The organism is Cronobacter turicensis, assembly GCF_041222865.1.
Taxonomy (GTDB): domain Bacteria; phylum Pseudomonadota; class Gammaproteobacteria; order Enterobacterales; family Enterobacteriaceae; genus Cronobacter; species Cronobacter turicensis.
The window spans coordinates 904,876-931,737 of sequence record NZ_CP165997.1; the positions used below are offsets into that span (position 1 = coordinate 904,876).

Sequence of the window (26,862 nt, forward strand, 5' to 3'; positions counted from 1 at the left end):
CACGGGTAGGAGCCACCTTATGAATCAGAATACGCTGAAAGTTCATGACTTAAATGAAGACGCGGAATTTGATGAGAACGGAGTAGAGGCTTTTGACGAAAAAGCCTTGGTAGAAGAGGAACCCAGTGATAACGACCTGGCTGAAGAAGAGCTGCTGTCGCAGGGTTCAACACAGCGTGTATTAGATGCAACTCAGCTGTATCTGGGCGAGATTGGTTATTCACCTCTGCTAACTGCTGAAGAAGAAGTTTATTTTGCACGCCGCGCTCTGCGTGGTGATGTTGCCTCCCGCCGTCGCATGATCGAAAGTAACCTGCGTCTGGTGGTGAAGATTGCCCGTCGTTACAGCAATCGTGGTCTGGCGCTGCTGGATCTGATTGAAGAGGGCAACCTGGGGCTTATCCGCGCTGTTGAGAAATTTGACCCGGAACGCGGGTTCCGTTTCTCCACTTACGCAACCTGGTGGATTCGTCAGACCATCGAACGGGCAATCATGAACCAAACCCGTACGATTCGCCTGCCGATTCACATCGTGAAAGAGCTTAACGTCTATCTGCGTACCGCTCGTGAACTGTCCCATAAACTGGACCACGAACCGAGTGCGGAAGAGATTGCTGAACAGCTGGATAAACCAGTTGATGACGTTAGCCGTATGCTGCGCCTGAACGAGCGTATTACCTCTGTTGACACCCCGCTGGGTGGTGATTCAGAGAAAGCGCTGCTCGACATCCTGGCCGATGAAAAAGACAACGGCCCGGAAGACACCACGCAAGACGATGATATGAAACAGAGCATCGTCAAATGGCTGTTCGAACTGAACGCCAAACAGCGTGAAGTTCTGGCCCGTCGTTTCGGTCTGCTCGGTTACGAAGCGGCGACGCTTGAAGATGTTGGTCGTGAAATCGGCCTGACTCGTGAACGCGTTCGCCAGATTCAGGTTGAAGGCCTGCGCCGTCTGCGTGAAATTCTGCAGGGCCAGGGGCTGAATATCGAAGCGCTGTTCCGCGAATAATCACCATTCCTGTCAAAAGGGCCAGTCATCTGACTGGCCTTTTTCTTTTGTGCCTTATGCCTGCCGCGTTTCATGCAGGTGACGCCAGCGCGGCTTCCCGTCATAGAGTTCGAACACGACAGTCGACCAGCGCACCGTGCTCTCCTGCGCTATTCGCTGCGTTTCGCGATATCCCACCACTGCGCCGCCAGGCCACTCGGCGATAACCGAAAGCGCATCCACTTCAATCACCAGCCCCGGCCTGCTGCCGCCCGCGCCGGTAAAGAACGCGTGTAGCGCGTGAATATCCAGCGGCGCGCCGTTCAGCGGGATCATGGAATAGTCCGGGCTAAAGCGGCCCAGCAATGCCTGAACATCGCCCTCATGCTGGCCGAGCCAGCGTTCAATCGCCACATGGGCGTCGAGTACTTCAGTAAACCAGCGGTTCATCGCTTCTCCTTTTCTGCTACGAATGACAGGGTGGCAGCCTGACGGGGCAAGCGCCATGCGAAAATCAGCGGCACCAGCGTCAGCGCCGCCGCAAGGGTAAACGTCATCTGCCAGGCAACAACGGGCGAAAGCCACGTCAGCAGTACATTCAGCGCGAGGCTCACCAGCGTGACGCCAAAGCAGAAGCTGAGCTGACGGTTAATATTCCACAGCGCGCTGGCATCAGGCATATCGGCGTTGGCAGTATGCAAAAACGCGCTGCTTTGCGCCGTACTACTGCATAAACTGCCGCCTGCGCCCATCAGAAAGAATGCCGCGACCAGCAGCGCCCACGGGCTCTGTGGGCCAGCCTGCGTCAGCAGCAAAATCCCGCCCGCCTGCAACAGGCTGCCAAGGGTAATTAACGGCCGCGGGCCGAGGCGATTAAACAGACGGGCGGTGGCGGAAATTGCCATAAATGACGCCACCGACCACGGCACCATCAGCGCGCCGCTGGCGGCGGGCGAAAGCCCCGCCACGGTCTGTAGCCAGAACATGCCGACCACGTTAACGCCAATAAACATGCCGGGCACGCACTGATAAACCAGCATGGAAAAGCGCAATAGCGGCTCGCCCAGCAGATGCACCTTCAGCAACGGCGCAGGGTGGCGACGGCAGCGTCGCAGCATAATGACAATAAGTACGATGCCCGACGCCAGGCTTGCCGCCGCCAGCCACGGCGCGGCGTTTTCGCTAAGCCCGTTCAGCCCGAACAGCACCAGCAGCAGGCCGCCTGCGCCAGTGATAACGCTCAGCATATCGAGCGGGCGTTTATCGCGGGCTGGCGCATCGGGTTTGAGCCAGCAGAACGCCATGACCAGCGCCATCACTGAGAGCGGCAGGCTCGCCAGAAAGACCCCGTGCCAGCCCGCCGTCTGTACTATCACCCCGCCGACGACGGGCGAAAGCGCGGGCGCCAGCAGGCCCGTCAGCATCACGGCGGAAGAGAGCCTGGCGCGCTCATGGCTGGCAAACAGCTGCCAGACCAGCGCCTGCCCGACGGGGATCAGCACGCCGCCGCCGGCGCCCTGGAGAATGCGCCAGAAGATGAGCGACTCCAGCGACGCCGCCTGGCCGCAGGCGGCGGTCGCGAGCGTGAACAGCGCCAGCGACAATAAAAACAGACGGCGCGCGCCGAGGCGCTGCGTAAGCCAGGCGCTGAGCGGAATCACCACCGTCAGCCCGGCAATGTAGCCGTTGCTTATCCAGGAAAGTTGCGATACCGACGCGTGCAGCGCCTCGCCGATGGCCGGGAAGGCCACCGCCGCGATAAACATATTGATAAGATCGAGAAAAAAGCCCAGCAGGTAAATCAGGGTTACTTTATTTCGGTAGGTCATGACACGCCCTCAGGGAAAGAGGGGCACTGTAAACGTTCGCGATGAAAGGAAAAACGGCGTTTGGGTTGATATACTGTCAAACCTTTTTTGACAATCGGCGCAACGAAGATGCTGAATTTATCGCGGCTGGCTATGTTTGTCGCCGTTGTGGACGCGAAAAGCTTTACCGGCGCCGCTGCCGCCCTCGGGCAGACTAAAGCCGTAGTCAGCTTTAACATCCGCCAGCTTGAAAGCGAACTGGGCGTGACGCTGCTGCTGCGCTCGACGCGCCGCCTGACGCTGACCGACGCGGGTGAGCGTTTGTACCAGCGCAGTCTGCTACTGCTGAGAAACGCCGGTGAACTGCTGGAAGATGTGCAGGCGAGCCATGAAGGGTTTAGCGGAGAGTTGCGTGTAACCACCACGCCGGAATACGCAAGCCACGTGGTCGGCCCGGCGCTGGCCGCCTTCAGCCGGGCGCATCCGGCGCTGCGCATTCGTCATTTCTCGTCGTCGCAGCACGCTGATTTAATCTCTGAGCGCGTTGATGTCGCTATCCGGCTCGGCACGTTGCAGGATTCCGCCTACCGCGCGGCGCTGATTTCCCGTTTCGATATTTTCCCTGTCGCATCGCCCGCGTGGCTTGAACGCCACCCGATATCAACGCCTGAGGCGCTCAGCCAGGCGCAGTGGCTGGTGCATACCCGGCTGGCGTCGCCGCTGCGCTGGGCGCTTACCGGACCGCACGACGAGACGCTGTGGTTTGAGATAACGCGCCCGCCCGCAATCGCAGCCGATGGCGCCGGCGCGCTGATGAGCTTTGCGCTGGAGGGGTGCGGCGTGGCGCTGCTGCCCGCGTGGCTGGTTAACACGGCGCTGGAAGAGGGAAAGCTGGTGCGCTTGCTGCCGGCGTATCGTTTCCCCGCGCAGGGCGTCTATGCGGTCTATCCGGACGCACGCCACGTTTCCGGCAAGGTGCGGGGGTTTATTGATTTTCTGCGCGACCGCGAAGCGCAGGCGGCGGCCGGCAAATAGCGTTAGGGTTTGTCGATCATCCGCGTGATAAGCGTTGCGAACAGCGCGCGCTCTTCGGCGTTCAGCTTGCCTAAAAACGCCTCATCCACCGCGTCGCCCTTTGGAATACTGGCGCGCAGCAGCGCCTCGCCTTCCGGGGTGAGGTAAATAAACCGGCGGCGCTTATCCTCCGGCGCGCTTTCACGACGCACCAGGCCGCGGCTCTCCATCCGGCTCAGCATTTCGGCAAGCGTCGCTTTGGTGCTGACGGCGGCCCCGGTCAACGCTACCTGCTCAATGCCGGGGTTTTCGGCTATCGATCGCAGCACCGCGTATTGCGGCTTGGTCAGCTCAGGAAGCGCCAGTTGCCATTGCGCCGTATGCTGCTGAAAAAGCTGGCGTAACAGATGAAAGGCTTGTTGGTTAACGGCCATACGCTCTCCGGAATCAGGATCTCGTCACCATAATAACCGCTCCGGCGCTGAAAGCTAACGCGGCGCTTTTTAACAAAAAGTGTGACTGTACACGAACGATCTTGCCAGATCCCCTCTGGCGGGCGTACTTTTACTTCATATGTTCGTACACGAACAATAATGAGGTAATGCATGAGACTGATAGTCGGAATGACGGGCGCAACCGGCGCGCCGCTTGGGGTCGCGTTGTTACAGGCGCTGAAAGCGATGCCCGGGGTGGAAACCCATCTGGTGATGTCGAAATGGGCGAAAACCACGATTGAACTGGAAACGCCTTTCTCCTGGCAGGATGTCGCAGGGCTTGCCGATGTCGTGCATAGCCCGGCGGATCAGGCCGCGACTATCTCCTCAGGCTCGTTCCGCACCGATGGCATGGTGATTATTCCGTGCAGCATGAAAACCCTGGCGGGCATTCGCGCGGGCTATGCCGAAGGGCTGGTGGGTCGCGCGGCTGACGTGGTGTTGAAAGAAAACCGCAAACTGGTGCTGGTGCCGCGCGAAACGCCGCTCAGCACCATTCATCTGGAAAACCTGCTGGCGCTCTCAAGGATGGGCGTGGCCATCGTGCCGCCCATGCCCGCCTGGTACAACCATCCCGCGTCGCTTGACGACATCATCAACCATATCGTCGCGCGCGTGCTCGATCAGTTCGGGCTCGACGCCCGCAACGCCCGTCGCTGGCAGGGGCTGCACCCTGCGAAAGAAGCCGACACCCATTCATCACGAGGAGGAAACACGCATGGCGTTTGACGATCTGCGCAGCTTTTTGCAGGCGCTTGAAGAACAGGGGCAACTGCTGAAGATCAGCGAAGAAGTGCAGGCGGAGCCGGATCTGGCGGCCGCCGCCAACGCGACCGGGCGTATAGGCGAAGGCGCGCCCGCGCTCTGGTTCGATAATATCCGCGGCTTTACCGACGCGCGGGTGGCGATGAACACGATTGGCTCCTGGCCGAATCACGCGATTTCGCTTGGTCTGCCGCCTGCCACACCGGTAAAGCAGCAGATTGAGGAATTTATCCGCCGCTGGGATACCTTCCCGGTCGCGCCCGAGCGCCGCGATAATCCGCCGTGGGCGGAAAACAGCGTCGACGGCGACGCGATCAACCTGTTCGACATTCTGCCGCTGTTTCGCTTAAACGACGGCGACGGCGGTTTTTATCTCGATAAAGCGTGTGTGGTCTCGCGCGATCCGCTCGATCCGGACCATTTCGGCAAGCAGAACGTCGGCATCTACCGGATGGAAGTGAAAGGCAAGCGTAAGCTCGGGCTGCAACCGGTGCCGATGCATGATATCGCGCTGCATCTGCATAAGGCCGAGGAGCGCGGCGAGGATTTGCCGGTCGCGATTACGCTTGGCAACGATCCGATCATCACGCTGATGGGCGCCACGCCGCTGAAATACGATCAGTCGGAGTATGAAATGGCGGGCGCGCTGCGCGAAAGCCCGTACCCGATAGCCACCGCGCCGCTGACCGGTTTCGACGTGCCGTGGGGCTCGGAAGTGATCCTCGAAGGGGTGATTGAAGGGCGCAAGCGTGAGATAGAAGGGCCGTTCGGCGAGTTCACCGGCCACTACTCGGGCGGGCGCAATATGACCGTCGTGCGTATCGATAAAGTCTCTTATCGCACCAAACCGATTTTCGAATCGCTCTATCTCGGGATGCCGTGGACCGAAATCGACTACCTGATTGGCCCGGCGACCTGCGTGCCGCTCTACCAGCAGCTTAAAGCGGAGTTCCCGGAAGTGCAGGCGGTAAACGCGATGTACACCCACGGGCTGCTTGCGATTATCTCCACCAAAAAACGCTACGGCGGTTTCGCCCGTGCGGTGGGCCTGCGTGCGATGACGACGCCGCACGGGCTCGGCTACGTGAAGATGGTGATTATGGTGGATGAGGATGTCGATCCGTTCGATCTGCCGCAGGTGATGTGGGCGCTGTCGTCCAAAGTGAACCCGGCGGGCGATCTGGTGCAGTTGCCGAATATGTCGGTGCTGGAGCTCGACCCTGGATCAAGCCCGGCGGGGATTACCGACAAGCTGATTATCGACGCCACGACGCCGGTCGCGCCGGATAACCGTGGCCATTACAGCCAGCCGGTGAAAGACCTGCCGGAAACCCCGCAGTGGGTTGAGAAGCTGACCGCCATGCTGGCTAACCGTAATAAATAAGGAGACGAGATGATTTGTCCACGTTGTGCCGATGAAACCATTGAAATTATGGCGACGTCGCCGGTGAAAGGCGTCTGGACGGTATATCAGTGCCAGCATTGTTTGTACACCTGGCGCGATACCGAGCCGCTGCGCCGCACCTGCCGCGAGCATTACCCCGAGGCGTTCCGGATGACGCAGGCAGATATCGATAACGCGCCGGAAGTGCCGACGGTGCCGCCGCTGCTGGCGGAGGGTAAACGCTAACCCTCCGGGCGAAGGTTTAAATGGTGGGTGCGTAAAGTAGAACGGCGGGTGCGCTTCGCTTACCCGCCCTACATAATCTTATCGCCTTTTGTTCCGTAGGGCGGGTAAGCGGAGCGCACCCGCCACATTTTCGTAGGGTGGGTAAGCGAAGCGCACCCGCCACAGCAGCTTACACTAGGCTCTTCAGCCGGTAGATCCACTCCAGCGCCTGACGCGGCGACAGCGAATCCGGGTCGAGATTCTCCAGCGCCTCTATCGCCGGACTGGTCTCTTCGGCGGCGACCAGCAGCGACATCTGCGTGCCGTCCACCTGCGTTGCCGCCGCGTTACCGGAAATACTCTCCAGCTCGCGCAGCTTCTGGCGCGCGCGCTTAATCACCTCTTTCGGCACGCCCGCCAGCGCCGCGACCGCCAGGCCGTAACTCTTGCTGGCGGCACCGTCCTGAACGCTGTGCATAAACGCAATCGTATCGCCATGCTCAATCGCATCCAGATGTACGTTAGCCACGCCTTCCATCTTCTCCGGCAACTGGGTCAGCTCGAAGTAGTGCGTGGCGAACAACGTCAGCGCTTTAATACGGTTCGCGAGGCTCTCGGCGCACGCCCAGGCGAGCGACAGCCCGTCATAGGTTGACGTCCCGCGCCCGATCTCATCCATCAGCACCAGGCTATGCTCGGTGGCGTTATGCAGGATATTGGCGGTTTCGGTCATCTCGACCATAAAGGTCGAACGCCCGGAGGCCAGATCGTCGGCGGCGCCTACGCGGGTAAAAATGCGATCGATCGGGCCGATTTCCGCCTGTTCGGCGGGCACGAAGCTGCCGATATACGCCATCAGCACAATCAGCGCCGTCTGGCGCATATAAGTACTCTTACCGCCCATGTTCGGGCCGGTAATGATCAACATCCGGCGCTGTGGGCTGAGCGAGAGCGGGTTGGCGATAAACGGTTCATTCAGCACACGCTCCACCACAGGGTGCCGACCTTCCACCAGGCGAACGCCCGGTTTATCGGTCAGCGTCGGGCAGTGGTAGTTCAGCGTGTCGGCGCGCTCGGCAAGGTTCGTCAGCACGTCCAGCTCGGCAAGTGCGGCGGCGCTTTTTTGCAGTTCCGCCAGGTGCGGCAGCAGCAGATCGAACAGCTCGTCATAGAGCTGTTTTTCCAGCGCCAGCGCTTTGCCTTTGGAGGTCAGCACTTTGTCTTCATATTCTTTGAGCTCAGGAATGATATAGCGCTCGGCGTTTTTCAGCGTCTGGCGGCGCACGTAGTGAATCGGCACCATATGGCTCTGCCCGCGGCTGACCTGAATAAAGTAACCATGCACTGCGTTGAAGCCCACCTTGAGCGTGTCGATGCCGAGCTTTTCGCGCTCGCGGATCTCCAGACGGTCAAGGTAATCCGTCGCGCCGTCGGCCAGCGCCCGCCATTCGTCGAGCTCTGCATGGTAGCCTGGCGCAATCACGCCGCCGTCGCGCACCAGCACGGGCGGCGCTTCAATAATGGCGCGCTCCAGCAAATCTCTCAGCTCGGTAAATTCGCCCATCTGTTCGCGCAGGGTCTGCACATACCCGGCGTCAATATCAGTAAGTAAGGTATTGAGCGTCGGCAGTTGCTGGAAGGCGTGACGCATACGCGCCAGATCGCGCGGGCGAGCGGTACGCAGCGCCAGGCGCGCCAGAATACGCTCCAGATCCCCGACCTGGCGCAGCACGGGCTGGATGTCGGTGCTGTATTCCATCAGCGCCGCGATGGCCTGCTGGCGGTGGCGCAGCACGCTGGCATCGCGCACCGGCATATGCAGCCAGCGTTTTAACATGCGGCTGCCCATCGGCGTAACGGTGCAGTCCAGCACTGACGCCAGCGTGTTTTCGACGCCACCCGCCAGATTCTGGGTGATCTCCAGATTGCGGCGCGTGGCGGCATCCATAATGATGCCGTCCTGCTGGCGCTCCATGGTGATGGAGCGGATATGCGGCAGGCTGGTGCGCTGCGTGTCTTTCACATACTGCAACAGGCAACCGGCGGCGCACAGCCCGCGCGGCGCGTTCTCAACGCCAAAGCCCACCAGATCGCGCGTGCCAAATTGCAGGTTCAGCTGCTGGCGCGCGGTATCGAGTTCAAACTCCCAGAGCGGGCGACGGCGCAGGCCGCGACGGCCTTCAATCAGCGCCATCTCCGCGAAATCTTCCGCATACAGCAGCTCTGCCGGATTGGTGCGCTGCAATTCCGCCGCCATGGTTTCCCGGTCCTGCGGCTCGGTTAAGCGAAAACGACCGGAGCTGATATCGAGCGTCGCGTAGCCAAAGCCTTTGCCATCCTGCCAGATGGCGGCCAGCAGGTTGTCCTGACGCTCCTGCAACAGAGCTTCATCGCTGATGGTGCCGGGCGTGACGATGCGCACCACTTTGCGCTCCACCGGGCCTTTGGAGGTGGCCGGATCGCCAATCTGCTCGCAGATAGCCACTGACTCGCCAAGGTTAACCAGCTTCGCCAGATAGTTTTCTACCGCGTGGTGCGGCACGCCCGCCATCGGGATCGGCTCGCCCGCCGAGGCGCCGCGTTTGGTCAGCGAAATATCCAGCAACTGCGACGCGCGTTTCGCATCGTCATAGAAGAGTTCGTAAAAATCGCCCATGCGATAAAACAGCAGAATGTCAGGGTGCTGCGCCTTGAGCTTCAGATACTGCTGCATCATTGGCGTGTGGGCGTCGAAGGTTTCGCTTGTGCTCATCGTTTTTTGATGTCCATTTACTTAAATATGAATGAGTTAGTGATGTTAATTTTGATTATTGAATTTCACTGTGGCTCATTTCAGCTCCTGAAATCCTGTATCTGAATACAGGTTAAAGGGGACGTTGCCAGCCTGTCTTCTGGAAAACAGGGCTACATACCGCGCAGCCTCATCGCTTTTCCTGAATACCCAGGGTGCATGATAACGGAGTCTTTTTGGCAGGCAAACAAAAGGCAAAGCCCGTGTGGTTTAAAGCGAAAGAAATGAGGAGGCCGGGGGAAAAAGGCAAGGCGAGTGTGGAAGACAAACGCGGCTGGTAGTTATCGCCCATGAGGCTGCATTTCGGACTAAGGGCTGGGCCGCTGGCGTCAGCACCCCACCAAAAATGGGTGCTATAAGCCTTCAGAAAAGCTGTCATTATGACCCGCCTGTATGAATATAACCTGCTGATGAAAGGTTAAAAATTAACGCCTCGCCAGGAATTATCTTAATTGCAAATCGCCTCTTAATCCTCCATTTGCATATCTTTACATTAGAGGCAGAATGGCGCCACTTAACCATAGGGATATCAATATAATGGCATATATCGCAAGCACGCCGTCAGCGTATGTCGGTCAGTCTGTGGGGAATGGTCAGTGTGTGGCATATACGCAAAGAGCGGCGAACATGCCGCGTACTGTGGCGTGGAAACGGGGTGAATTAGTAAAGGGAAATATGACGATTGCACCCGGTACGGCCATCGCTACGTTTGATGCCAATGGTCGATATGGCAATCATACTGACGGGAGTTCTCATGTCGCGATTTACCTGGGGCAGGATGCGTCGGGAATACAGGTTCTGGATCAATGGATGACGCATCGAACGTTGCCCAACGGCCAGCGCGTAGCGACGCCGCACGCGGTGAGTAAACGCACCATCCGGTTTCATAAAGCGCCCCGCGCGGAAAACAATGGAGATAATTATTATGTTGTGGAGTAAAGCCCTTTTACTCAGCGCCGGACTGCTCTTATCCGTGACGGGCGCGCAGGCCACCGTGACGCTATGCCCGCAATACCCGACGTCGCAGGATAAAACACACGCTTTAGACGATGCCAGTTTGTTTGTCGGGCCGCCAGAAGCGTTAGTTGATCTGATGCCGGATAATGATCGCGATACCGTCTGGACACTGGCTGATTATCAGGACGAGGCCAAAAAGAGTAAAACCGCGCTCTATTTTGTCTGTCTGTACAAGAATACGAAGCAGACGGTGAACTTGATTGTTCCGGCCACCGCTAAAAAATGCTCTGTCACCTATGATAAAAACAGCAAGCTTATTGCGGCTTGCGAATAAGTGATAATTTGATGGCGGCGCAATGGCTAAATAAAATAGCGCCGCCCGTTTTATCGCGTCTCACGTAGTATCTTACCTGTCTTTAAAATCCTCCAGATGGTTAATCTGGCGCCCGCGATCGTTAAAGTTCTCAGGGCGCAACCAGGCGCGCAGCGCTTTAGCGTGATGCGGCCATTCGGCTTCGACAATGGAATACCAGTTCACATTACTGTTGCGGCCTTTTCGGACCTGGCATTCCCGAAATGTCCCTTCGTAAATAAAGCCGAGGCGCTGGGCGGCCTGAATGGCCGGGATATTCAGCTCATCGGTTTTCCATTCGCAGCGCCGGTATTTTAATTCTTCGAAAACATACACCAGTAATAAATAGATAGCCTCGGTACCATAATGGGTTCTTTTCATGGAAGGCGACCAGTTCACATTGCCGATTTCAATCACGCCGTGCGTTTTATCGACATTCATCAGGCACAGCGTGCCGGTGGGCTGCCCGCTGATATTTTCCAGTACCGTGAAATACCAGACGTCCGTCGCGGCTTCCAGGCGGCGCAGATAATATTCACTGGCGGTCAGCGTCGGCGGGCGTTCATCGGTCAGGTAAGTCCAGTCGCGCGTGTCGTCAATGCTGTGCCAGGCGTGATGCAGCGCCAGCGCGTGACGCACGCTGACAGGCTCAAGATGGCAAAAATGCCCGGCGAACATTTTCTTCTGCGGTAATTCGCGTGGTTTCCACTCCGCCACGGGTGGGCCGACATACTGACCGAAGCTGTTGAGCTCTTTCATCGTGCCTCCTTAAAACCCGGAAAGGGACGTTCTGGAACGCATCGCGGAGTGAAAGGGATACTTTTACTATCGGCTAAAAAATCAGGGGGGTTATCTTTTTGTTTTAAATCATGGCGCCGCTCGCATATTTCAGCGGAGTGGATAAAGTTTGCGCACGCCGTTCCGATAACAGCTACACAATAGCGCCTGGTTCAGGGGATGATGGACGATGATTAAAAATATAAAAGTGGTTAGCGGGATTATTATTATCTTGCTGACCTTTACGGTGTTGCAAATGGTCACCGGCAGCCTTTTTTATTCGGCAGTCAATAATGACAGAAATAATTTCCAGAATGCGAATTTACTTAATTTCCAGCAGGAGCAGCTTGGCGACAGTTTTCAGACGCTGGTGAAAACCCGCGTCACGGTAAACCGTGTGGCGATCCGCTTCCTGAAAAACCAGCGCGATCCGGCGTCGCTGGCGGCAATCGACAAACTGCTGGCGACCGCCTCCACCTCGCTTGCCAAAGCGGAGAAACACTTTGCGCTCTACAAAGGCTCGCCGCGCCTGAACGGACAGGATGAAGCGACAGCCAGCCAGATTGCCGAAAAATACCAGGCGCTGCATGACATTCTTCAGGCATCCATCGGCTATCTCGGCGCGAATAACTACGAGGCTTACGGCAATCTCGACGCCCAGAAAGCGCAGGATGAGATGGAAGAGGTTTACACCACCTGGCGCGCGCAGAACACCACGCTGTTGCAGGCCGCCGCCCAGGAGAACCAGCAGAGCTTTACCGGCATGCTCTGGACGCTCGGCATTATCGCTATCATCGTCGTGCTGGCGATTGCCACTATCTGGCAGGGCTTACGTCATCTGCTGCTGGGGCCATTGCGTGAGGCGATGGAACATATCCGTGCGATCGCAGGCGGCGATTTAACGCGCCAGATTGCGGTGGAAGGACGTAACGAAATGGGCCAGCTTGCCGCGTCACTTCAGGAAATGCAGCAGGCGCTGGCGGGCACCGTTACGGCGGTACGCGACAGTTCGGAATCCATCTATACCGGGGCGGGTGAAATCTCCGCAGGCAGCAACGATCTCTCTTCGCGCACCGAGCAGCAGGCCGCGTCGCTGGAAGAGACTGCCGCCAGCATGGAGCAACTGACCGCCACCGTGAAACAGAACAGCGATAACGCGCGTCAGGCCTCGCAGCTGGCGAAAAACGCCTCGGAGACCGCAGACAAAGGCGGGCGCGTGGTGGATAACGTGGTGCAGACCATGAAATCCATCGCCGAGAGCTCGCAGCAGATTGCGCATATCACAAGCGTCATCGACAGCATCGCCTTCCAGACCAATATCCTCGCGCTGAATGCCGCGGTAGAAGCGGCGCGTGCAGGTGAACAGGGCCGCGGCTTCGCGGTGGTCGCGGGGGAGGTGCGTACGCTCGCCAGCCGCAGCGCCAACGCGGCGAAAGAGATCAAAGCGCTTATCGAAAATTCAGTAAACCGCGTCGATACCGGCTCCGGCCAGGTGCAGGAAGCGGGCGACACCATGAAAGAGATTGTGCAGGCGGTGACCCGCGTGACCGATATCATGGGCGAAATCGCCTCGGCGTCCGATGAGCAGAGCCGCGGCATTGAGCAGGTGAGCCTCGCGGTGTCGCAGATGGACAGCGTCACGCAGCAGAACGCCGCGCTGGTGCAGGAATCCGCCGCTGCCGCCGGGGCGCTTGAGGATCAGGCTGAGCAACTGCGCCAGGCCGTAGCGGCCTTTAAAGTCTCGCGCGGCGTGGTCAGCACCTCGACGCGCACCGGCGTTGCGCCGTCTGCGCGCATCGAGCCGGTGAAACCCGCGCTGGCAGCCCCCGCAGGCGGTGATAACTGGGAAACGTTCTGATTCCCTGACGGATGCAGAAATAAAAAAGCGTGGCGAGCCACGCTTTTTTTATGCCGTCTTTTTATGTCTTAGCTGACCGCGACTTTGAAAAAGCTGCTTTTGATATTGTTGCTAAACCAGCTCTCTTTCTCGTTGCTCATCAGAAAGGTTTGCCAGGTTTTCGCCGGTACGCCGAGAAACTGCTCCACGCGCCCGTTGGCGTACTCAATTTCCATAATCGAACAGGTCGGATCGTAACCTGCGCTTTTAAACGTTTTCGACTGGACAGGATGTCGTTTCATTTCAGCCCCTTGATTTGAAAACCACTGAGCGTTATCGGCATCGGTCCCGCTGCGCTTGACTACCAGAACTGGCGGGGCGGGTGAGTGAACAGAGAATATATTCTTGTTGCGCGCCCTGACTAATGTATGTATTTTTATTCATATTAAGTGCATAAAAATGAGGGTTGCGATCATGGTAAAATCTTTACTCAAGGCCGGTTTGTTAATGGCAGCCCTCGCGGGCAGCGCGTTTGCGGCGCAGGAAACCTATGTTGTCGGCGCAGGCGGCACCTATCGTCCGTTTGAATTCGAAAACAGCCAGAAAGAGCTGGAAGGTTTCGATATCGACATTATTAAAGCCATCGCCAAAGCGGAAAACTTCAACGTGAAGCTGGTGAACACGCCGTGGGAAGGGATTTTCGCGACACTCGGTTCCGGCGATCGCGACATTCTTGTCTCCGGCATCACCATCACCGATAAGCGTAAGCAGATGGTGGATTTCTCTGCGCCTTACTTCCCGGCTGAACAGTCGATTGTTGTGCCTGCAGATTCAAAAGTGAATTCCCTTGCCGCGCTGAAAAATGAAAAGGTCGGCGTCGTGAACTCCAGCACCGGGGATATCGTGGTCTCTGACGTGCTTGGCAAAAACAACACGGCCATCAAGCGTTTCGACAATACGCCGCTGATGCTTCAGGAGCTGTTTGAAGATGGCGTCAGCGCCGCCGTGGGCGATGTGGGCGTGGTGAAGTACTACATCAAACAGCATCCGGAAAAACAGTTCAAACTGGTGCCGGATGCGAAGTTTGAACGCCAGTATTTCGGTATCGCGGTAGCGAAAGGCAATGACGAACTGCGCAATAAAATCAACGCGGGCCTCGCGAAAATCGTCGCTGACGGCACCTACGCGAAAATCTACAAAGCCTGGTTTGACGACAACGTGCCGACGCTACCTGCGCAGTAATCGCGCTTTTTCGCTTCCTGTTATTTAGCGGCTGACCGTCTCTACGTCAGCCGCCTCTTTTTCGGAAATGGACATGTCAGGATTTCATTGGGAGATAATCCAGGAGTATGGCCCGCTGTTTATGCAGGGCGCCTGGATGACCATTAAATGCACCATCATCTGCGTGATACTCGGCACGCTGTGGGGCTTAACGCTCGGGCTGGGGCGCATGGCGCACGCGGAGCACGGGCCGTGGAAATATGTGCTGCGCTACCTGGTGCAGTTCCCGGTGCGCTTTTATGTCAGCGCGTTTCGCGGCACGCCGCTGTTTGTGCAGATCATGGTGGTGCACTTCGCGCTGGTGCCGCTCTTTATTAACCCGCGCGACGGCTGGCTGGTGGAGAGCGGGATGATGAGCAGCGAATTCGCCCGTATGCTGCGCTCCGATTACGGCGCGTTTCTCTCCTGTATCGTGGCGATTACGCTTAATGCGGGCGCGTACGTTTCCGAAATTTTCCGCGCGGGCATTCAGTCGATTGACCGTGGGCAGATGGAAGCGTCGCGCGCGCTCGGCATGCCGTGGTGGAAAACCATGCGCAAAGTGATCCTGCCGCAGGCGTTTCGCCGTATTCTGCCGCCGCTTGGCAATAATGCTATCGCCATTGTGAAAGACTCGTCGCTCGCGTCTGCCATCGGTCTTGCGGATCTCGCCTATGCGGCGCGTACCGTCTCCGGCGCCTACGCCACTTACTGGGAGCCCTACCTGACCATTTCACTGGTCTACTGGGTGATTACATTCCTGCTATCGCAACTGGTGGCGCGGCTGGAAAAGAGGTTCGGCAAAAGTGATTCACGTTAAAAATTTGCACAAGCATTTCGGCGCAAGCCACGTTCTGCGCGGCATCAGCTGTGACATTAAACCAGAAGAAGTGGTCTGCGTGATTGGCCCTTCCGGCTCCGGCAAAAGCACTTTTTTGCGCTGCCTTAACGCGCTGGAGATGGCAGAAGAGGGCGACATCCTGGTTAACGGTTTTGCGGTGCATGACCGCAACGCCGATGTGAACCAGCTGCGCGCGGGCGTCGGGATGGTGTTCCAGCGCTTTAATCTCTTCCCGCACATGACGGTGCTGGAAAATCTCATCATGGCGCCGATGAGCCTGAAGAGCATGAAACGCGCGCAGGCGGTGACGCTCGCCGAAGGGCTGTTGGCCAAAGTGGGCCTTAGCGATAAGCGCGACGCATGGCCTGCGAGCCTCTCTGGCGGCCAGCAGCAGCGTGTGGCGATTGCCCGGGCGCTGGCGATGAACCCGTCGGTCATGCTCTTTGATGAGCCGACCTCCGCGCTGGACCCGGAGCTGGTCGGCGAAGTGCTGGCGGTAATGAAAAATCTTGCCGAAGAGGGCATGACGATGGTTATCGTTACCCACGAGATGGGATTTGCGCGCGAAGTCGCCGACCGGGTGATATTTATCGACGGCGGCGTGATTCAGGAAGAAGGCCCGCCTGTACAGCTTTTTACCGCCCCGCAAAACCCGCGTACTGCGGCTTTTCTCAGCAAAGTTCTCTGACAGCGCGCGCAGGCGGTAAAATTTCCCGCCTGCGCCTCGCGCCGCGCTTCCTCGCCTGGCCCTGGATGATCTACCATTACTGCCATTCGTTCTGAACAGCCATATGGATATCTCATGTTAAAGCGTCGCTATGTCGCCCTGTTGCCGCTGATGATGGCGCTTGCCGCCTGCAGCAGCAAGCCGAAGTCTCAATCCGCTACCACCCAGACCGCAGGCGCAAGCCAGGGCGGCTTCCTGCTCCAGCCGCAGCACGATATGCTGTTACCGACCGGGGACTTTACCGGCAACCCGGCGGCGGAAAACTTCATCAATATGATGGTCAGCAAGCACGGGTTTAACCGTCAGCAACTCCAGGAAGTATTCTCACAGACGAAAAGGCTCGATTACGTGCTGCGTCTGATGGATCGCCAGGCGCCGACCACCCAGCCTGCGCCGGGGCCGAACGGCGCCTGGCTGCGCTATCGCAATAAATTTATTACGCCGGACAATGTGCAAAACGGCGTGGCGTTCTGGAACCAGTACCAGGACGCGCTTAACCGCGCCTGGCAGGTCTATGGCGTGCCGCCGGAAATCGTGGTTGGCATTATCGGCGTGGAGACCCGCTGGGGCCGCGTGATGGGTAAAACCCGTATTATCGACGCGCTGGCGACGCTTGCCTTTAACTACCCGCGCCGCGCCGACTATTTTGCCGCCGAGCTCGAAACGTTCCTGCTGATGTCGCGCGATGAAGGCGATGATCCGCTGGCGCTCAAGGGATCATTCGCAGGCGCGATGGGCTACGGCCAGTTTATGCCGTCTTCTTATAAAGAGTATGCGGTCGACTTTAACGGCGACGGGCATATCAATCTGTGGGATCCGGAAGACGCTATTGGCAGCGTCGCGCACTACTTCCAGCAACACGGCTGGGTGAAGGGCGATCTGGTGGCCGTGCCAGCCAACGGTCAGGCGCCGCAGCTTGAGAACGGTTTTAAAACCAAATACAGCGTCGGCCAGCTGGCGGCGGCAGGCTTAACGCCGCAGCAGCCGATCGGCGATCACACCGAAGCGAGCCTTCTGCGCCTTGATATCGGCAGCGGCTACCAGTACTGGTACGGCCTGCCAAACTTCTACGCTATTACGCGCTATAACCATAGTACGCATTACGCCATGGCGGTCTGGCAGCTCGGCCAGGCGGTGGCGCTCGCCCGGGTGCAGTAAGACGTTTCCCCGCCTGTCCGGGCGGGGAAATAAACACTACTGCAAACCTTGAATTCGCCTCGTAAAACCCGATGTAACTGCCTGCAACGCTTAAAAATCGCTGTGGGATGCCTGGGGTTACGTTTACAATCGGAGCCGTCATGACAGATAACGAATTAATGCAGTTAAGTCAGCAGCTTGGCGCTGCGTTAAAAGCGCAGGGCGCGACCGTGACGACGGCGGAATCCTGCACCGGCGGCTGGGTGGCGAAAGTCATTACCGATATCGCCGGCAGTTCCGCCTGGTTTGAACGCGGCTTCGTGACCTACAGTAATGAGGCCAAAGAACAACTTATCGGCGTGGACGGCGCCACGCTCGCGGCGCATGGCGCCGTCAGCGAACCGGTCGTGAGACAAATGGCGCAGGGCGCGCTGAATGCCGCCGCGGCCTCTTACGCCGTCTCCGTTAGCGGTATCGCCGGGCCTGATGGCGGCAGCGCTGACAAGCCCGTCGGCACCGTCTGGTTTGGCTTTGCCGACAACCAGGGAAGGGTCGAGGCACGCATGCAACGCTTTGATGGAAATCGAGATTCTGTGCGCCGTCAGGCGACCGCGTTTGCGCTGCAAACCTTGTGGCAACATTTTATACAAAACACTTGATACTGTATGCTCATACAGTATAATTGCACCAACGAAACAAATTCGCAGCGTGGCGCAATTGGGCTCACCCTGCATGACAGGAGTAAAAATGGCTATCGACGAAAACAAGCAGAAGGCGTTGGCGGCAGCACTCGGCCAGATTGAAAAGCAATTCGGCAAAGGCTCCATCATGCGTTTGGGTGAAGATCGCACCATGGATGTGGAAACGATCTCCACCGGCTCTCTCTCCCTGGATATCGCGCTGGGAGCGGGCGGTCTGCCGATGGGGCGTATCGTGGAAATTTACGGCCCGGAATCTTCAGGTAAAACCACGCTGACGCTGCAGGTTATCGCCGCGGCGCAGCGTGCCGGTAAAACCTGTGCGTTTATCGACGCCGAGCACGCGCTCGATCCTGTCTACGCCCGTAAACTCGGCGTAGATATCGATAACCTGCTCTGCTCTCAGCCGGACACCGGCGAGCAGGCGCTGGAAATCTGTGACGCGCTGGCGCGCTCCGGCGCGGTTGACGTGCTGGTTGTCGACTCCGTTGCGGCCCTGACGCCGAAAGCGGAAATCGAAGGCGAAATCGGTGACTCTCACATGGGCCTCGCGGCACGTATGATGAGCCAGGCGATGCGTAAGCTGGCCGGTAACCTGAAAAACTCTAACACCCTGCTTATCTTCATCAACCAGATCCGTATGAAGATTGGCGTGATGTTTGGTAACCCGGAAACCACGACCGGCGGTAACGCGCTGAAATTCTACGCTTCTGTCCGTCTCGACATCCGCCGTATCGGCGCGGTGAAAGAGGGCGAAGAAGTGGTAGGCAGCGAAACCCGCGTGAAAGTAGTGAAAAACAAAGTCGCTGCGCCGTTCAAACAGGCTGAATTCCAGATCCTCTACGGTGAAGGTATCAACTTCTATGGCGAGCTGGTTGACCTTGGCGTGAAGCACAAGCTGATTGAAAAAGCGGGCGCCTGGTACAGCTACAACGGCGAGAAGATCGGTCAGGGTAAAGCGAACGCGACCAACTTCCTCAAAGAGAACAAGCCGATGGCTGACGAAATTGAGAAGAAGCTGCGCGAAATGCTGCTCAACAATCAGGACGCTACGCCTGACTTCACCGTCGATGATAACGACGGCGGTGTTGAAGAAACCAACGAAGAGTTTTAATCTCAAGGGCTGCTGATGCAGCCCTTACTTTTTTCTTTCCCTTCAACATCGCCACTGTTTTCACGCCTATGACTGATGCTACTCCCCGCCGTTCCGCTTATTCCCGACTTCTCGACCGCGCCATGCGAATACTCGCGATGCGCGATCACAGCGAGCAAGAGCTCAGACGCAAGCTTGGCGCCGTGCTGCCAGGGAAAAACGACGATGAGCAGGCGCAGGCTACCCCGGAAGATATCGAGAAAGTGATCGCCTGGTGCCATGAGCAGCGTTACCTCGACGACGATCATTTTGCCGAGCGCTATATCGCCAGCCGCGGTCGTAAAGGCTACGGACCGCAGCGCATTCGTCAGGAGCTGCAACAGAAGGGCATCTCCCGTACCGCATGTGATAGCGCCTTCGCCGCCTGTGAGGTCGACTGGGAAGCGCAGGCCCGCGATCAGGCCGAGCGCAAATTCGGCGCGCCGCTGCCGCGCACCTTCCCCGAAAAAGGCAAAGTCCAACGCTTTTTGCTGTATCGCGGCTATTACATGGAAGATATCCAGGCGATCTACCGAAATTTTGAGTGATGACCCCATGCGGGGTTTTACTTCCCTGTAAAGAAAACTTATCTTATTCCCACTTTTTTCCGTTTAGCCTGGTCTGGCGGCAGCGTGCTGCGCCACTCGGGTGACACATTTCGTTAGCTTGATTTCAGGATAATTATGAGCAAGAGCACCGCTGAGATCCGTCAGGCGTTTCTCGACTTTTTCCATAGCAAGGGACACCAGGTAGTCGCCAGTAGCTCTCTGGTCCCTAATAATGACCCGACTTTGCTGTTTACCAACGCCGGGATGAACCAGTTCAAGGATGTATTCCTTGGTCTCGACAAGCGTAATTATTCCCGCGCGACGACCGCGCAGCGCTGCGTGCGCGCCGGTGGTAAGCACAATGACCTGGAAAACGTCGGTTACACCGCCCGCCACCACACCTTCTTCGAAATGCTGGGCAACTTCAGCTTCGGTGACTACTTCAAACATGACGCTATCCAGTACGCCTGGGAGCTGCTGACCGGCGCGCAGTGGTTTAACCTGCCGAAAGATCGCCTGTGGGTGACCGTCTACGAAACCGATGACGAAGCTTACGAAATCTGGGAAAAAGAAGTCGGGATCCCGCGCGAACGTATTATCCGTATCGGCGATAACAAAGGCGCGCCTTACGCGTCCGACAACTTCTGGCAGATGGGCGATACCGGCCCGTGCGGCCCGTGCACCGAGATTTTCTACGATCATGGCGACCACATCTGGGGCGGCCCTCCGGGTAGCCCGGAAGAAGACGGCGATCGCTACATTGAGATCTGGAACATCGTGTTTATGCAGTTTAACCGTCAGGCTGACGGCACCATGGAACCGCTGCCGAAGCCGTCCGTGGATACCGGCATGGGCCTTGAGCGTATCGCCGCGGTGCTGCAACACGTTAACTCTAACTACGAAATCGATCTGTTCCAGAAGCTTATCAAGGCGGTGGCGAACGTTACCGGCGCGACCGATCTGAGCAACAAATCGCTGCGCGTTATTGCTGACCATATCCGCTCCTGCGCCTTCCTGATTGCCGATGGCGTGATCCCGTCTAACGAGAACCGCGGCTATGTGCTGCGTCGCATCATTCGCCGCGCGATCCGTCACGGCAACATGCTGGGCGCGAAAGACACCTTCTTCTACAAGTTGGTTGGGCCGCTGGTGGATGTTATGGGATCGGCGGGCGACGAGCTGAAACGTCAGCAGGCGCAGGTTGAACAGGTTCTGAAAACTGAAGAAGAGCAGTTTGCCCGCACGCTCGAGCGTGGTCTGGCGCTGCTGGATGAAGAGCTGGCGAAGCTTACGGGCGATACGCTCGACGGCGAAACGGCTTTCCGCCTGTATGACACCTACGGCTTCCCGGTTGACCTGACCGCGGACGTCTGCCGCGAGCGCAACATTAAAGTTGACGAAGCGGGCTTTGAAGCCGCCATGGAAGAGCAGCGCCGTCGCGCGCGCGAATCCAGCGGTTTCGGCGCCGACTACAACGCGATGATCCGCGTTGATGGCGCGTCAGAATTCAAAGGCTACGATCAGACCGAACTGACCGCCAGGGTCACCGCGCTGTTTATCGATGGTAAATCCGTTGAGCAGGTAGCGGCGGGCCAGCAGGCCGTTGTGGTGCTGGATGAAACTCCATTCTATGCGGAGTCTGGCGGCCAGGTGGGCGATAAAGGCGAGCTGAAAGGCAATGGTTTCACTTTCACCGTTAACGACACCCAGAAATATGGTCAGGCGATCGGGCATATCGGCGAGCTGACCAGCGGCGTTCTGAAAGTGGGCGAGGGCGTTAAAGCGGAAGTGGACCAGGCGCGCCGTGAGCGTATTCGTCTCAACCACTCGGCGACGCACCTGATGCACGCCGCGCTGCGCCAGGTGCTGGGCACCCATGTCGCGCAGAAAGGCTCTCTGGTTAACGACAAAGGCCTGCGTTTCGACTTCTCGCATTTCGAAGCCATGAAGCCGGAAGAGATCCGCAAAGTTGAAGATCTGGTGAACGCGCAAATCCGTCGCAACCTGCCGATTGAAACTAACGTCATGGATCTGGAAGCGGCGAAAGCCAAAGGCGCGATGGCGCTGTTCGGCGAGAAATATGAAGACCGCGTGCGTGTATTGAGCATGGGCGATTTCTCTACCGAACTGTGCGGCGGTATTCACGCGTCGCGCACTGGCGATATCGGCTTGTTCCGTATTGTTTCTGAATCCGGCACCGCCGCAGGCGTTCGCCGTATCGAAGCGGTGACTGGCGAAGGCGCGCTGTCTCTGGTTCATGCTCAGAACGACCGTCTGAACGAGCTGTCTCATCTGCTCAAGAGCGACAGCCAGACGCTGAACGACAAAGTTCGTGCGATGGTTGAGCGCACCCGTCAGCTGGAAAAAGAACTGCAGCAGCTCAAAGAACAGCAGGCGGCGCAGGAGAGTGCGAACCTCAGCAGCAAAGCCATCGACATCAACGGCGTGAAACTGCTGGTCAGCGAACTCGCAGGCGTTGAGCCGAAAATGCTGCGCACGATGGTGGACGATCTGAAAAACCAGCTCGGTTCTTCTGTTATCGTGCTGGCGACCGTGGCGGAGGGGAAAGTTTCCCTGATCGCGGGCGTATCGAAAGATGTGACGGAACGCGTCAAAGCTGGCGAACTGGTGGGCATGATTGCTCAGCAGGTCGGCGGTAAAGGCGGTGGTCGCCCGGATATGGCGCAGGCTGGCGGCACCGATGCCGCAGCGCTGCCCGCAGCGCTTGGCAGCGTTGAAAGCTGGGTAACCGCGAAGCTGTAATAACCAAAACGGCAGAAAGACGCCATAACCCTTTGTTGTTATGGCGTCTTTATCTGTGCCCGAACTATAACGATAAAGTCGGGTTGATTTTTTCTGGATCGGCTAAACTTAGGTTTAACAGAATGTAATGCCGTGACTGCTTACACCTCAGGTGTTTGTCATCGCTTACTTTTTGGCGTTATATGATGGATAATGCCGGGATACAGAGAGACCCGACTCTTTTAATCTTTCAAGGAGCAAAGAATGCTGATTCTGACTCGTCGAGTTGGTGAAACCCTCATGATTGGGGATGAGGTGACCGTGACAGTTCTTGGGGTAAAAGGCAACCAGGTACGTATTGGCGTGAACGCCCCCAAAGAGGTATCTGTACACCGTGAAGAGATCTACCAGCGTATCCAGGCTGAAAAATCGCAACAGTCCAGTTACTGAGTTGTCGCGTCTCGCTCACACCGGCGAGGCGCATCCCCTTTTTTCTTCGTTTCTTCTGTTTTCCTCCGTCTCCTGACACGCTTTCCCGTTCCCTTTTGCCTTTAATAATATCCACTGCATCACCGCATTTGCGTTGATAAAACAGCCTTTTTGTTGGCAAAGCAGGCGGATTGGGCGGTAATTGTGCAAACGATGCAGAGTCGGGAAAAATTGTTTGACTTATAAGTCCCAGAAAGTAATATGTGCGCCACGCAGCGACGATGAGACGAAACAAGCTCTTCGAAGCACTCGTAAGAGGCGTGTGGTGAGGTGGCCGAGAGGCTGAAGGCGCTCCCCTGCTAAGGGAGTATGCGGTCAAAAGCTGCATCCGGGGTTCGAATCCCCGCCTCACCGCCATTTTGCATCCGTAGCTCAGCTGGATAGAGTACTCGGCTACGAACCGAGCGGTCGGAGGTTCGAATCCTCCCGGATGCACCATATTTCTCTACGGTATCAGCAATGATGGCGTAGGCCGCAGTAAAGCAGTATCCCCGATGCATCCGTAGCTCAGCTGGATAGAGTACTCGGCTACGAACCGAGCGGTCGGAGGTTCGAATCCTCCCGGATGCACCATATTTCTCTATGGTATCAGCAATGATGGCGTAGACCGCAGTAAAGCAGTATCCCCGATGCATCCGTAGCTCAGCTGGATAGAGTACTCGGCTACGAACCGAGCGGTCGGAGGTTCGAATCCTCCCGGATGCACCATATTTCTCTACGGTATCAGCAATGATGGCGTAGGCCGCAGTAAAGCAGTATCCCCGATGCATCCGTAGCTCAGCTGGATAGAGTACTCGGCTACGAACCGAGCGGTCGGAGGTTCGAATCCTCCCGGATGCACCATATTTTTCCGCGGTATCAGCAATGATGACGTGACCTGGTAAGCGATGATTGTCGCGAATTCCAGGGAGGATAACGCAGCTCTCGCAGCGGCCCGTCAGGGTGAGCCAAAGTCAAGTAATCCTCCCGGATGCACCCAGCTTCTCTCCTGAATCTTCCTTTTCTCTGATCAAAGCTATTTCGCAAAGCCGCTCCTTTACACATCCCCCTGAATCCCTTTTATACGCCTCATTCATTACGCCATCTGTACCTCCTGTATGCCTTAACAGCGACAAAATTAACGGTTTAAGCTAAAGTAACATTCCTGGCGGTCAGGTAATGAGGACATGATGTACGAGCGTTACGACGGGCTGATTTTTGACATGGATGGCACCATCCTCGATACCGAGCCGACGCACCGGAAAGCCTGGCGCGACGTGCTTGGCCGCTACGGCATGCAGTTTGACGAACAGGCGATGGTCGCGCTGAACGGTTCGCCTACCTGGCGCATCGCTCAGGCGGTCATTGAGCTGAATCAGGCCGATCTCTGTCCCCATGCGCTGGCGCGTGAAAAAACCGCCGCGGTGCAGGCGATGCTGCTGGATACGGTGCGTCCGTTGCCGCTCATTGACGTTGTCAAAGCGTGGCACGGCCGCCGTCCTATGGCCGTCGGCACCGGCAGCGAAAGCGCGATGGCGGAAGCGCTGCTGGCGCATCTTGGCCTGCGTCGCTACTTCACCGCGGTGGTTGCCGCCGATCATGTACAACATCATAAACCCGCTCCCGATACTTTCCTGCGCTGCGCAACGCTCATGGGCGTCGCGCCTGAAAAATGCGTCGTGTTTGAGGACGCGGATTTCGGTCTCGAAGCGGCGCGTCTGGCGGGAATGGACGCTGTGGACGTGCGTTTGCTGTGAGCGACGCGCTGTCGCTCCTCTCGCTCTTTACCAGCAGTTTTCTGAGCGCCACGCTGCTGCCGGGTAGTTCCGAAGCGGTGCTGGTGGCGCTGCTGGTAAGCGTGAAAACCGCCCCCTGGCTTTTGGTATTAACCGCAACAATAGGTAATAGCCTTGGGGGGTTAACTAACGTTATTCTTGGGCGGCTGTTTCCGCTGCGCGAGTCATCGCGCTGGCAGGAGCGCGCGCAGGGCTGGCTGCAACGGTTTGGCGCGCCAGCGCTGCTGTTAAGCTGGCTGCCTCTGGTCGGTGATTTATTATGCCTGCTGGCAGGGTGGCTGCGCCTTCCCTGGGGGCCGGTGATTTTTTTTCTGTGCCTTGGCAAGGCGCTGCGCTACATCATTATCGCGGCAGCGACTTTACAGGGTATGACGTGGTGGCACTAATTGGATTGTTTGAGCGACCTTTCATCGTCAACCTTTACCATTACAATTATGCTTAATAAAAATATTTTCGACACGACAGGCGGGAGGTCAATTTGATCCCGGACGTATCACAGGCGCTGGCCTGGTTAACCGAGCATCCTGAGGCATTGAAAGGCATTCGCCGTGGGCTTGAGCGCGAAACGCTGCGCGTCACGCCTGACGGCGAGCTGGCGACCACGGGGCATCCGGAAAGCCTGGGCTCCGCGTTAACCCATAAGTGGATCACGACGGATTTTGCCGAAGCCCTTCTGGAATTTATCACGCCGGTAGATGGCGATATCGATCATATGCTGACGGTGATGCGCGATATTCATCGCCACACCGCCAGAGCGCTCGGCGACGAGCGTATGTGGCCGCTCAGCATGCCCTGCTATATCAAAGAAGGGCAGGACATTGAGCTCGCGCAATACGGCACCTCGAATATCGGCCGTTTTAAAACGCTCTATCGCTCGGGTCTGAAGAACCGCTACGGCGCGCTGATGCAGACCATCTCCGGCGTGCATTACAACTTCTCACTGCCGCTGGCGTTCTGGCAGGCGAAGTGTCAGGTGGAAGATGCCGAGAGCGGCAAAGAGGCGATTTCAGCAGGCTATTTCCGTCTGATCCGCAACTACTACCGTTTTGGCTGGGTGATCCCATATCTGTTTGGCGCCTCGCCGGCGATTTGTTCCTCTTTCCTGCAGGGCAAGCCGACCAAACTGCCGTTCGAGAAAACCGACTGCGGTATGTACTACCTGCCTTACGCGACCTCGCTGCGCTTAAGCGATCTGGGCTATACCAATAAATCGCAAAGCAATCTCGGGATTACATTTAACGATCTACACAGTTATGTGGCAGGATTGAAGCGCGCCATCAAAACCCCGTCGGAAGAGTACGCGAAGCTGGGGCTGAAGAAAGACGGCGAATATCTGCAAATCAACACCAATATTTTGCAGATTGAAAACGAGCTGTATGCGCCAATTCGTCCGAAGCGCGTCACGCGCGATGGCGAATCGCCGTCCGACGCGCTGCTGCGCGGCGGCATCGAATACATTGAAGTGCGCTCGCTCGATATCAACCCATTCTCGCCGATTGGCGTCGATGAAAATCAGGTGCGTTTCCTCGATCTCTTTATGGTCTGGTGCGCGCTGGCAGATGCGCCGGAGATGAGCAGCGATGAGCTGCTGTGTACCCGCGCCAACTGGAACCGTGTGATTCTGGAAGGCCGCAAGCCTGGGCTGACGCTCGGCATTGGGTGCGAAACGGCGCAGTTCCCGCTGGAGAAAGTGGGCAAAGATCTGTTCCGCGATTTACGTCGCGTGGCGCGAACGCTCGACGGCATTCACGGCGGGCAGGAGTACCAGCAGGTCTGCGACCGACTGGTGGCGTGCTTTGACGATCCGGAGCTCACTTACTCGGCGCGTATTCTGCGCTCGATGATTGAAAACGGGATTGGCGGAACCGGACGGATGCTGGCGGATAACTATCGCACCATGCTGCGTGAAGAGCCGTTGCAGACGCTGCATGAAGAGGATTTCCGTCAGGAGCAGGCGGCGTCGCTGGCGCGTCAGCGTGAGATTGAAGCTGCGGATACCGAGCCTTTTGATGAATGGCTGACGAAGCAGGCGTGAGACAAAAGAAAAAGGCCACATCGCTGTGGCCAAATTGTCATCTCTGAACTCAGTGATGATGATAACAAATGCGCGTCTTTCAT

The 26,862-nt window shown here is 57.4% G+C and carries 26 protein-coding genes and 5 tRNA genes; 25 read left to right on the forward strand and 6 right to left on the reverse strand.

The window, feature by feature from the left end:
• The first annotated feature begins 19 nt into the window (after positions 1 to 19).
• A complete protein-coding gene (rpoS, locus tag AB8W27_RS04360; RefSeq protein ID WP_007663544.1) occupies positions 20 to 1,012 on the forward strand; it encodes an RNA polymerase sigma factor RpoS in 993 nt (330 codons plus the stop codon).
• 54 nt (positions 1,013 to 1,066) lie between these two features.
• Here rpoS and AB8W27_RS04365 read toward each other — a convergent pair whose 3' ends face one another.
• Both AB8W27_RS04365 and AB8W27_RS04370 read right to left on the reverse strand, forming a co-directional pair.
• Positions 1,067 to 1,441: a hypothetical protein gene (locus AB8W27_RS04365; RefSeq protein WP_015742277.1), complete on the reverse strand. Its 375-nt coding sequence runs from the start codon at positions 1,439 to 1,441 to the stop codon at positions 1,067 to 1,069.
• Positions 1,438 to 2,820 (reverse strand): MFS transporter, encoded by a 1,383-nt coding sequence (locus tag AB8W27_RS04370; RefSeq protein WP_015742276.1) that lies wholly within the window; start codon positions 2,818 to 2,820, stop codon positions 1,438 to 1,440. Before AB8W27_RS04370 ends, AB8W27_RS04365 begins: the two co-directional genes overlap by 4 nt.
• Positions 2,821 to 2,928: 108 nt before the next feature.
• On the opposite strand from AB8W27_RS04370, the gene AB8W27_RS04375 reads away from it, so the two are divergent.
• On the forward strand, positions 2,929 to 3,834 hold the full coding sequence (locus tag AB8W27_RS04375) for a LysR family transcriptional regulator (RefSeq protein WP_041923868.1): 906 nt from the start codon (positions 2,929 to 2,931) through the stop codon (positions 3,832 to 3,834).
• Between the two features lie 2 nt (positions 3,835 to 3,836).
• Here the strand turns inward: AB8W27_RS04375 and AB8W27_RS04380 are convergent, their stop codons facing one another.
• Complete coding sequence (locus AB8W27_RS04380) at positions 3,837 to 4,247, reverse strand: MarR family winged helix-turn-helix transcriptional regulator (RefSeq protein ID WP_015742274.1); 411 nt, start codon at positions 4,245 to 4,247, stop codon at positions 3,837 to 3,839.
• A gap of 171 nt (positions 4,248 to 4,418) precedes the next feature.
• Between AB8W27_RS04380 and AB8W27_RS04385 the strand changes: the two genes are divergently transcribed.
• The 3 genes from AB8W27_RS04385 to AB8W27_RS04395 are packed head-to-tail and all read left to right on the forward strand — an operon-like array spanning position 4,419 to position 6,702.
• On the forward strand, positions 4,419 to 5,036 hold the full coding sequence (locus AB8W27_RS04385) for a non-oxidative hydroxyarylic acid decarboxylases subunit B (RefSeq protein WP_015742273.1): 618 nt from the start codon (positions 4,419 to 4,421) through the stop codon (positions 5,034 to 5,036).
• Positions 5,026 to 6,456, forward strand: coding sequence for a non-oxidative hydroxyarylic acid decarboxylases subunit C (locus tag AB8W27_RS04390; protein WP_041923866.1), 1,431 nt, complete (start codon positions 5,026 to 5,028; stop codon positions 6,454 to 6,456). Before AB8W27_RS04385 ends, AB8W27_RS04390 begins: the two co-directional genes overlap by 11 nt.
• Before the next feature lie 9 nt (positions 6,457 to 6,465).
• The gene (locus AB8W27_RS04395; RefSeq protein WP_015742271.1) at positions 6,466 to 6,702 is read left to right on the forward strand and encodes a non-oxidative hydroxyarylic acid decarboxylases subunit D; all 237 of its coding nucleotides are present in this window, start codon (positions 6,466 to 6,468) and stop codon (positions 6,700 to 6,702) included.
• 169 nt (positions 6,703 to 6,871) lie between these two features.
• Here AB8W27_RS04395 and mutS read toward each other — a convergent pair whose 3' ends face one another.
• Positions 6,872 to 9,433, reverse strand: coding sequence for a DNA mismatch repair protein MutS (gene mutS, locus AB8W27_RS04400; protein ID WP_015742270.1), 2,562 nt, complete (start codon positions 9,431 to 9,433; stop codon positions 6,872 to 6,874).
• A 666-nt stretch (positions 9,434 to 10,099) separates the two neighbouring features.
• Here mutS and AB8W27_RS04405 point away from each other — a divergent pair.
• Positions 10,100 to 10,411: a BPSL0067 family protein gene (locus tag AB8W27_RS04405; RefSeq protein WP_282899875.1), complete on the forward strand. Its 312-nt coding sequence runs from the start codon at positions 10,100 to 10,102 to the stop codon at positions 10,409 to 10,411.
• Entirely contained in the window at positions 10,398 to 10,763 is a 366-nt protein-coding gene (locus AB8W27_RS04410; protein WP_015742268.1) for an STY0301 family protein, read from the forward strand. The genes AB8W27_RS04405 and AB8W27_RS04410 overlap by 14 nt, the downstream gene beginning before the upstream one ends.
• Positions 10,764 to 10,835: 72 nt before the next feature.
• On the opposite strand, the gene AB8W27_RS04415 is transcribed toward AB8W27_RS04410, so the two are convergent.
• Positions 10,836 to 11,540 carry a GNAT family N-acetyltransferase gene (locus AB8W27_RS04415; protein WP_015742267.1) on the reverse strand — a complete coding sequence of 235 codons (705 nt, stop codon included), beginning with the start codon at positions 11,538 to 11,540 and terminating at the stop codon, positions 10,836 to 10,838.
• Positions 11,541 to 11,748: 208 nt separating this feature from the next.
• On the opposite strand from AB8W27_RS04415, the gene AB8W27_RS04420 reads away from it, so the two are divergent.
• Positions 11,749 to 13,416 (forward strand): methyl-accepting chemotaxis protein, encoded by a 1,668-nt coding sequence (locus tag AB8W27_RS04420; protein WP_015742266.1) that lies wholly within the window; start codon positions 11,749 to 11,751, stop codon positions 13,414 to 13,416.
• 68 nt (positions 13,417 to 13,484) lie between these two features.
• On the opposite strand, the gene AB8W27_RS04425 is transcribed toward AB8W27_RS04420, so the two are convergent.
• The gene (locus AB8W27_RS04425) at positions 13,485 to 13,697 is read right to left on the reverse strand and encodes a KTSC domain-containing protein (RefSeq protein WP_015742265.1); all 213 of its coding nucleotides are present in this window, start codon (positions 13,695 to 13,697) and stop codon (positions 13,485 to 13,487) included.
• A gap of 172 nt (positions 13,698 to 13,869) precedes the next feature.
• Here AB8W27_RS04425 and AB8W27_RS04430 point away from each other — a divergent pair, with 172 nt between their 5' ends.
• From AB8W27_RS04430 to gshA, 17 genes are all read left to right on the forward strand, one after another.
• Positions 13,870 to 14,637: a basic amino acid ABC transporter substrate-binding protein gene (locus AB8W27_RS04430; protein ID WP_041923865.1), complete on the forward strand. Its 768-nt coding sequence runs from the start codon at positions 13,870 to 13,872 to the stop codon at positions 14,635 to 14,637.
• 73 nt (positions 14,638 to 14,710) lie between these two features.
• The gene (locus AB8W27_RS04435) at positions 14,711 to 15,475 is read left to right on the forward strand and encodes an amino acid ABC transporter permease (protein ID WP_041923864.1); all 765 of its coding nucleotides are present in this window, start codon (positions 14,711 to 14,713) and stop codon (positions 15,473 to 15,475) included.
• Entirely contained in the window at positions 15,462 to 16,184 is a 723-nt protein-coding gene (locus AB8W27_RS04440; protein WP_015742262.1) for an amino acid ABC transporter ATP-binding protein, read from the forward strand. The genes AB8W27_RS04435 and AB8W27_RS04440 overlap by 14 nt, the downstream gene beginning before the upstream one ends.
• 114 nt (positions 16,185 to 16,298) lie before the next feature.
• Entirely contained in the window at positions 16,299 to 17,381 is a 1,083-nt protein-coding gene (gene mltB, locus AB8W27_RS04445; protein ID WP_015742261.1) for a lytic murein transglycosylase B, read from the forward strand.
• A 140-nt stretch (positions 17,382 to 17,521) separates the two neighbouring features.
• Positions 17,522 to 18,019, forward strand: a complete 498-nt coding sequence (gene pncC, locus AB8W27_RS04450; protein WP_041923863.1) for a nicotinamide-nucleotide amidase — start codon at positions 17,522 to 17,524, stop codon at positions 18,017 to 18,019.
• 88 nt (positions 18,020 to 18,107) lie between these two features.
• Positions 18,108 to 19,172 (forward strand): recombinase RecA, encoded by a 1,065-nt coding sequence (gene recA, locus AB8W27_RS04455; protein WP_007701154.1) that lies wholly within the window; start codon positions 18,108 to 18,110, stop codon positions 19,170 to 19,172.
• Positions 19,173 to 19,240: 68 nt separating this feature from the next.
• Positions 19,241 to 19,738 carry a recombination regulator RecX gene (recX, locus tag AB8W27_RS04460; RefSeq protein ID WP_041923862.1) on the forward strand — a complete coding sequence of 166 codons (498 nt, stop codon included), beginning with the start codon at positions 19,241 to 19,243 and terminating at the stop codon, positions 19,736 to 19,738.
• Positions 19,739 to 19,873: 135 nt separating this feature from the next.
• Positions 19,874 to 22,501, forward strand: a complete 2,628-nt coding sequence (gene alaS, locus AB8W27_RS04465; protein WP_015742258.1) for an alanine--tRNA ligase — start codon at positions 19,874 to 19,876, stop codon at positions 22,499 to 22,501.
• A 243-nt stretch (positions 22,502 to 22,744) separates the two neighbouring features.
• Positions 22,745 to 22,930, forward strand: coding sequence for a carbon storage regulator CsrA (gene csrA, locus AB8W27_RS04470; protein WP_000906486.1), 186 nt, complete (start codon positions 22,745 to 22,747; stop codon positions 22,928 to 22,930).
• Positions 22,931 to 23,233: 303 nt separating this feature from the next.
• A tRNA-Ser gene (locus AB8W27_RS04475) sits at positions 23,234 to 23,326 on the forward strand.
• A gap of 4 nt (positions 23,327 to 23,330) precedes the next feature.
• Positions 23,331 to 23,407, forward strand: a tRNA-Arg gene (locus AB8W27_RS04480).
• A gap of 58 nt (positions 23,408 to 23,465) precedes the next feature.
• A tRNA-Arg gene (locus tag AB8W27_RS04485) sits at positions 23,466 to 23,542 on the forward strand.
• Positions 23,543 to 23,600: 58 nt separating this feature from the next.
• A tRNA-Arg gene (locus AB8W27_RS04490) sits at positions 23,601 to 23,677 on the forward strand.
• A 58-nt stretch (positions 23,678 to 23,735) separates the two neighbouring features.
• Positions 23,736 to 23,812: transfer RNA gene (locus tag AB8W27_RS04495), tRNA-Arg, on the forward strand.
• A 326-nt stretch (positions 23,813 to 24,138) separates the two neighbouring features.
• On the forward strand, positions 24,139 to 24,705 hold the full coding sequence (gene yqaB / locus AB8W27_RS04500; protein ID WP_041923861.1) for a fructose-1-phosphate/6-phosphogluconate phosphatase: 567 nt from the start codon (positions 24,139 to 24,141) through the stop codon (positions 24,703 to 24,705).
• Positions 24,702 to 25,130, forward strand: coding sequence for a YqaA family protein (locus tag AB8W27_RS04505; RefSeq protein WP_007777638.1), 429 nt, complete (start codon positions 24,702 to 24,704; stop codon positions 25,128 to 25,130). The genes yqaB and AB8W27_RS04505 overlap by 4 nt, the downstream gene beginning before the upstream one ends.
• Positions 25,131 to 25,222: 92 nt before the next feature.
• The gene (gene gshA / locus AB8W27_RS04510; RefSeq protein ID WP_015742255.1) at positions 25,223 to 26,779 is read left to right on the forward strand and encodes a glutamate--cysteine ligase; all 1,557 of its coding nucleotides are present in this window, start codon (positions 25,223 to 25,225) and stop codon (positions 26,777 to 26,779) included.
• The last annotated feature ends 83 nt before the right edge of the window (positions 26,780 to 26,862 follow it).

Coding starts and splice junctions, on each gene's coding strand:
- recX (WP_041923862.1), top strand. CDS start 19,241: ATGACTGATGCTACTCCCCGCCGTTCCGCTTATTCCCGACTTCTCGAC.
- rpoS (WP_007663544.1), top strand. CDS start 20: ATGAATCAGAATACGCTGAAAGTTCATGACTTAAATGAAGACGCGGAA.
- AB8W27_RS04385 (WP_015742273.1), top strand. CDS start 4,419: ATGAGACTGATAGTCGGAATGACGGGCGCAACCGGCGCGCCGCTTGGG.
- AB8W27_RS04420 (WP_015742266.1), top strand. CDS start 11,749: ATGATTAAAAATATAAAAGTGGTTAGCGGGATTATTATTATCTTGCTG.
- yqaB (WP_041923861.1), top strand. CDS start 24,139: ATGTACGAGCGTTACGACGGGCTGATTTTTGACATGGATGGCACCATC.
- AB8W27_RS04430 (WP_041923865.1), top strand. CDS start 13,870: ATGGTAAAATCTTTACTCAAGGCCGGTTTGTTAATGGCAGCCCTCGCG.
- AB8W27_RS04395 (WP_015742271.1), top strand. CDS start 6,466: ATGATTTGTCCACGTTGTGCCGATGAAACCATTGAAATTATGGCGACG.
- mltB (WP_015742261.1), top strand. CDS start 16,299: ATGTTAAAGCGTCGCTATGTCGCCCTGTTGCCGCTGATGATGGCGCTT.
- AB8W27_RS04390 (WP_041923866.1), top strand. CDS start 5,026: ATGGCGTTTGACGATCTGCGCAGCTTTTTGCAGGCGCTTGAAGAACAG.
- AB8W27_RS04425 (WP_015742265.1), bottom strand. CDS start 13,697: ATGAAACGACATCCTGTCCAGTCGAAAACGTTTAAAAGCGCAGGTTAC.
- AB8W27_RS04410 (WP_015742268.1), top strand. CDS start 10,398: ATGTTGTGGAGTAAAGCCCTTTTACTCAGCGCCGGACTGCTCTTATCC.
- pncC (WP_041923863.1), top strand. CDS start 17,522: ATGACAGATAACGAATTAATGCAGTTAAGTCAGCAGCTTGGCGCTGCG.
- AB8W27_RS04365 (WP_015742277.1), bottom strand. CDS start 1,441: ATGAACCGCTGGTTTACTGAAGTACTCGACGCCCATGTGGCGATTGAA.
- AB8W27_RS04370 (WP_015742276.1), bottom strand. CDS start 2,820: ATGACCTACCGAAATAAAGTAACCCTGATTTACCTGCTGGGCTTTTTT.
- AB8W27_RS04375 (WP_041923868.1), top strand. CDS start 2,929: ATGCTGAATTTATCGCGGCTGGCTATGTTTGTCGCCGTTGTGGACGCG.
- AB8W27_RS04405 (WP_282899875.1), top strand. CDS start 10,100: ATGCCGCGTACTGTGGCGTGGAAACGGGGTGAATTAGTAAAGGGAAAT.
- AB8W27_RS04380 (WP_015742274.1), bottom strand. CDS start 4,247: ATGGCCGTTAACCAACAAGCCTTTCATCTGTTACGCCAGCTTTTTCAG.
- recA (WP_007701154.1), top strand. CDS start 18,108: ATGGCTATCGACGAAAACAAGCAGAAGGCGTTGGCGGCAGCACTCGGC.
- mutS (WP_015742270.1), bottom strand. CDS start 9,433: ATGAGCACAAGCGAAACCTTCGACGCCCACACGCCAATGATGCAGCAG.
- csrA (WP_000906486.1), top strand. CDS start 22,745: ATGCTGATTCTGACTCGTCGAGTTGGTGAAACCCTCATGATTGGGGAT.
- alaS (WP_015742258.1), top strand. CDS start 19,874: ATGAGCAAGAGCACCGCTGAGATCCGTCAGGCGTTTCTCGACTTTTTC.
- AB8W27_RS04415 (WP_015742267.1), bottom strand. CDS start 11,540: ATGAAAGAGCTCAACAGCTTCGGTCAGTATGTCGGCCCACCCGTGGCG.
- AB8W27_RS04435 (WP_041923864.1), top strand. CDS start 14,711: ATGTCAGGATTTCATTGGGAGATAATCCAGGAGTATGGCCCGCTGTTT.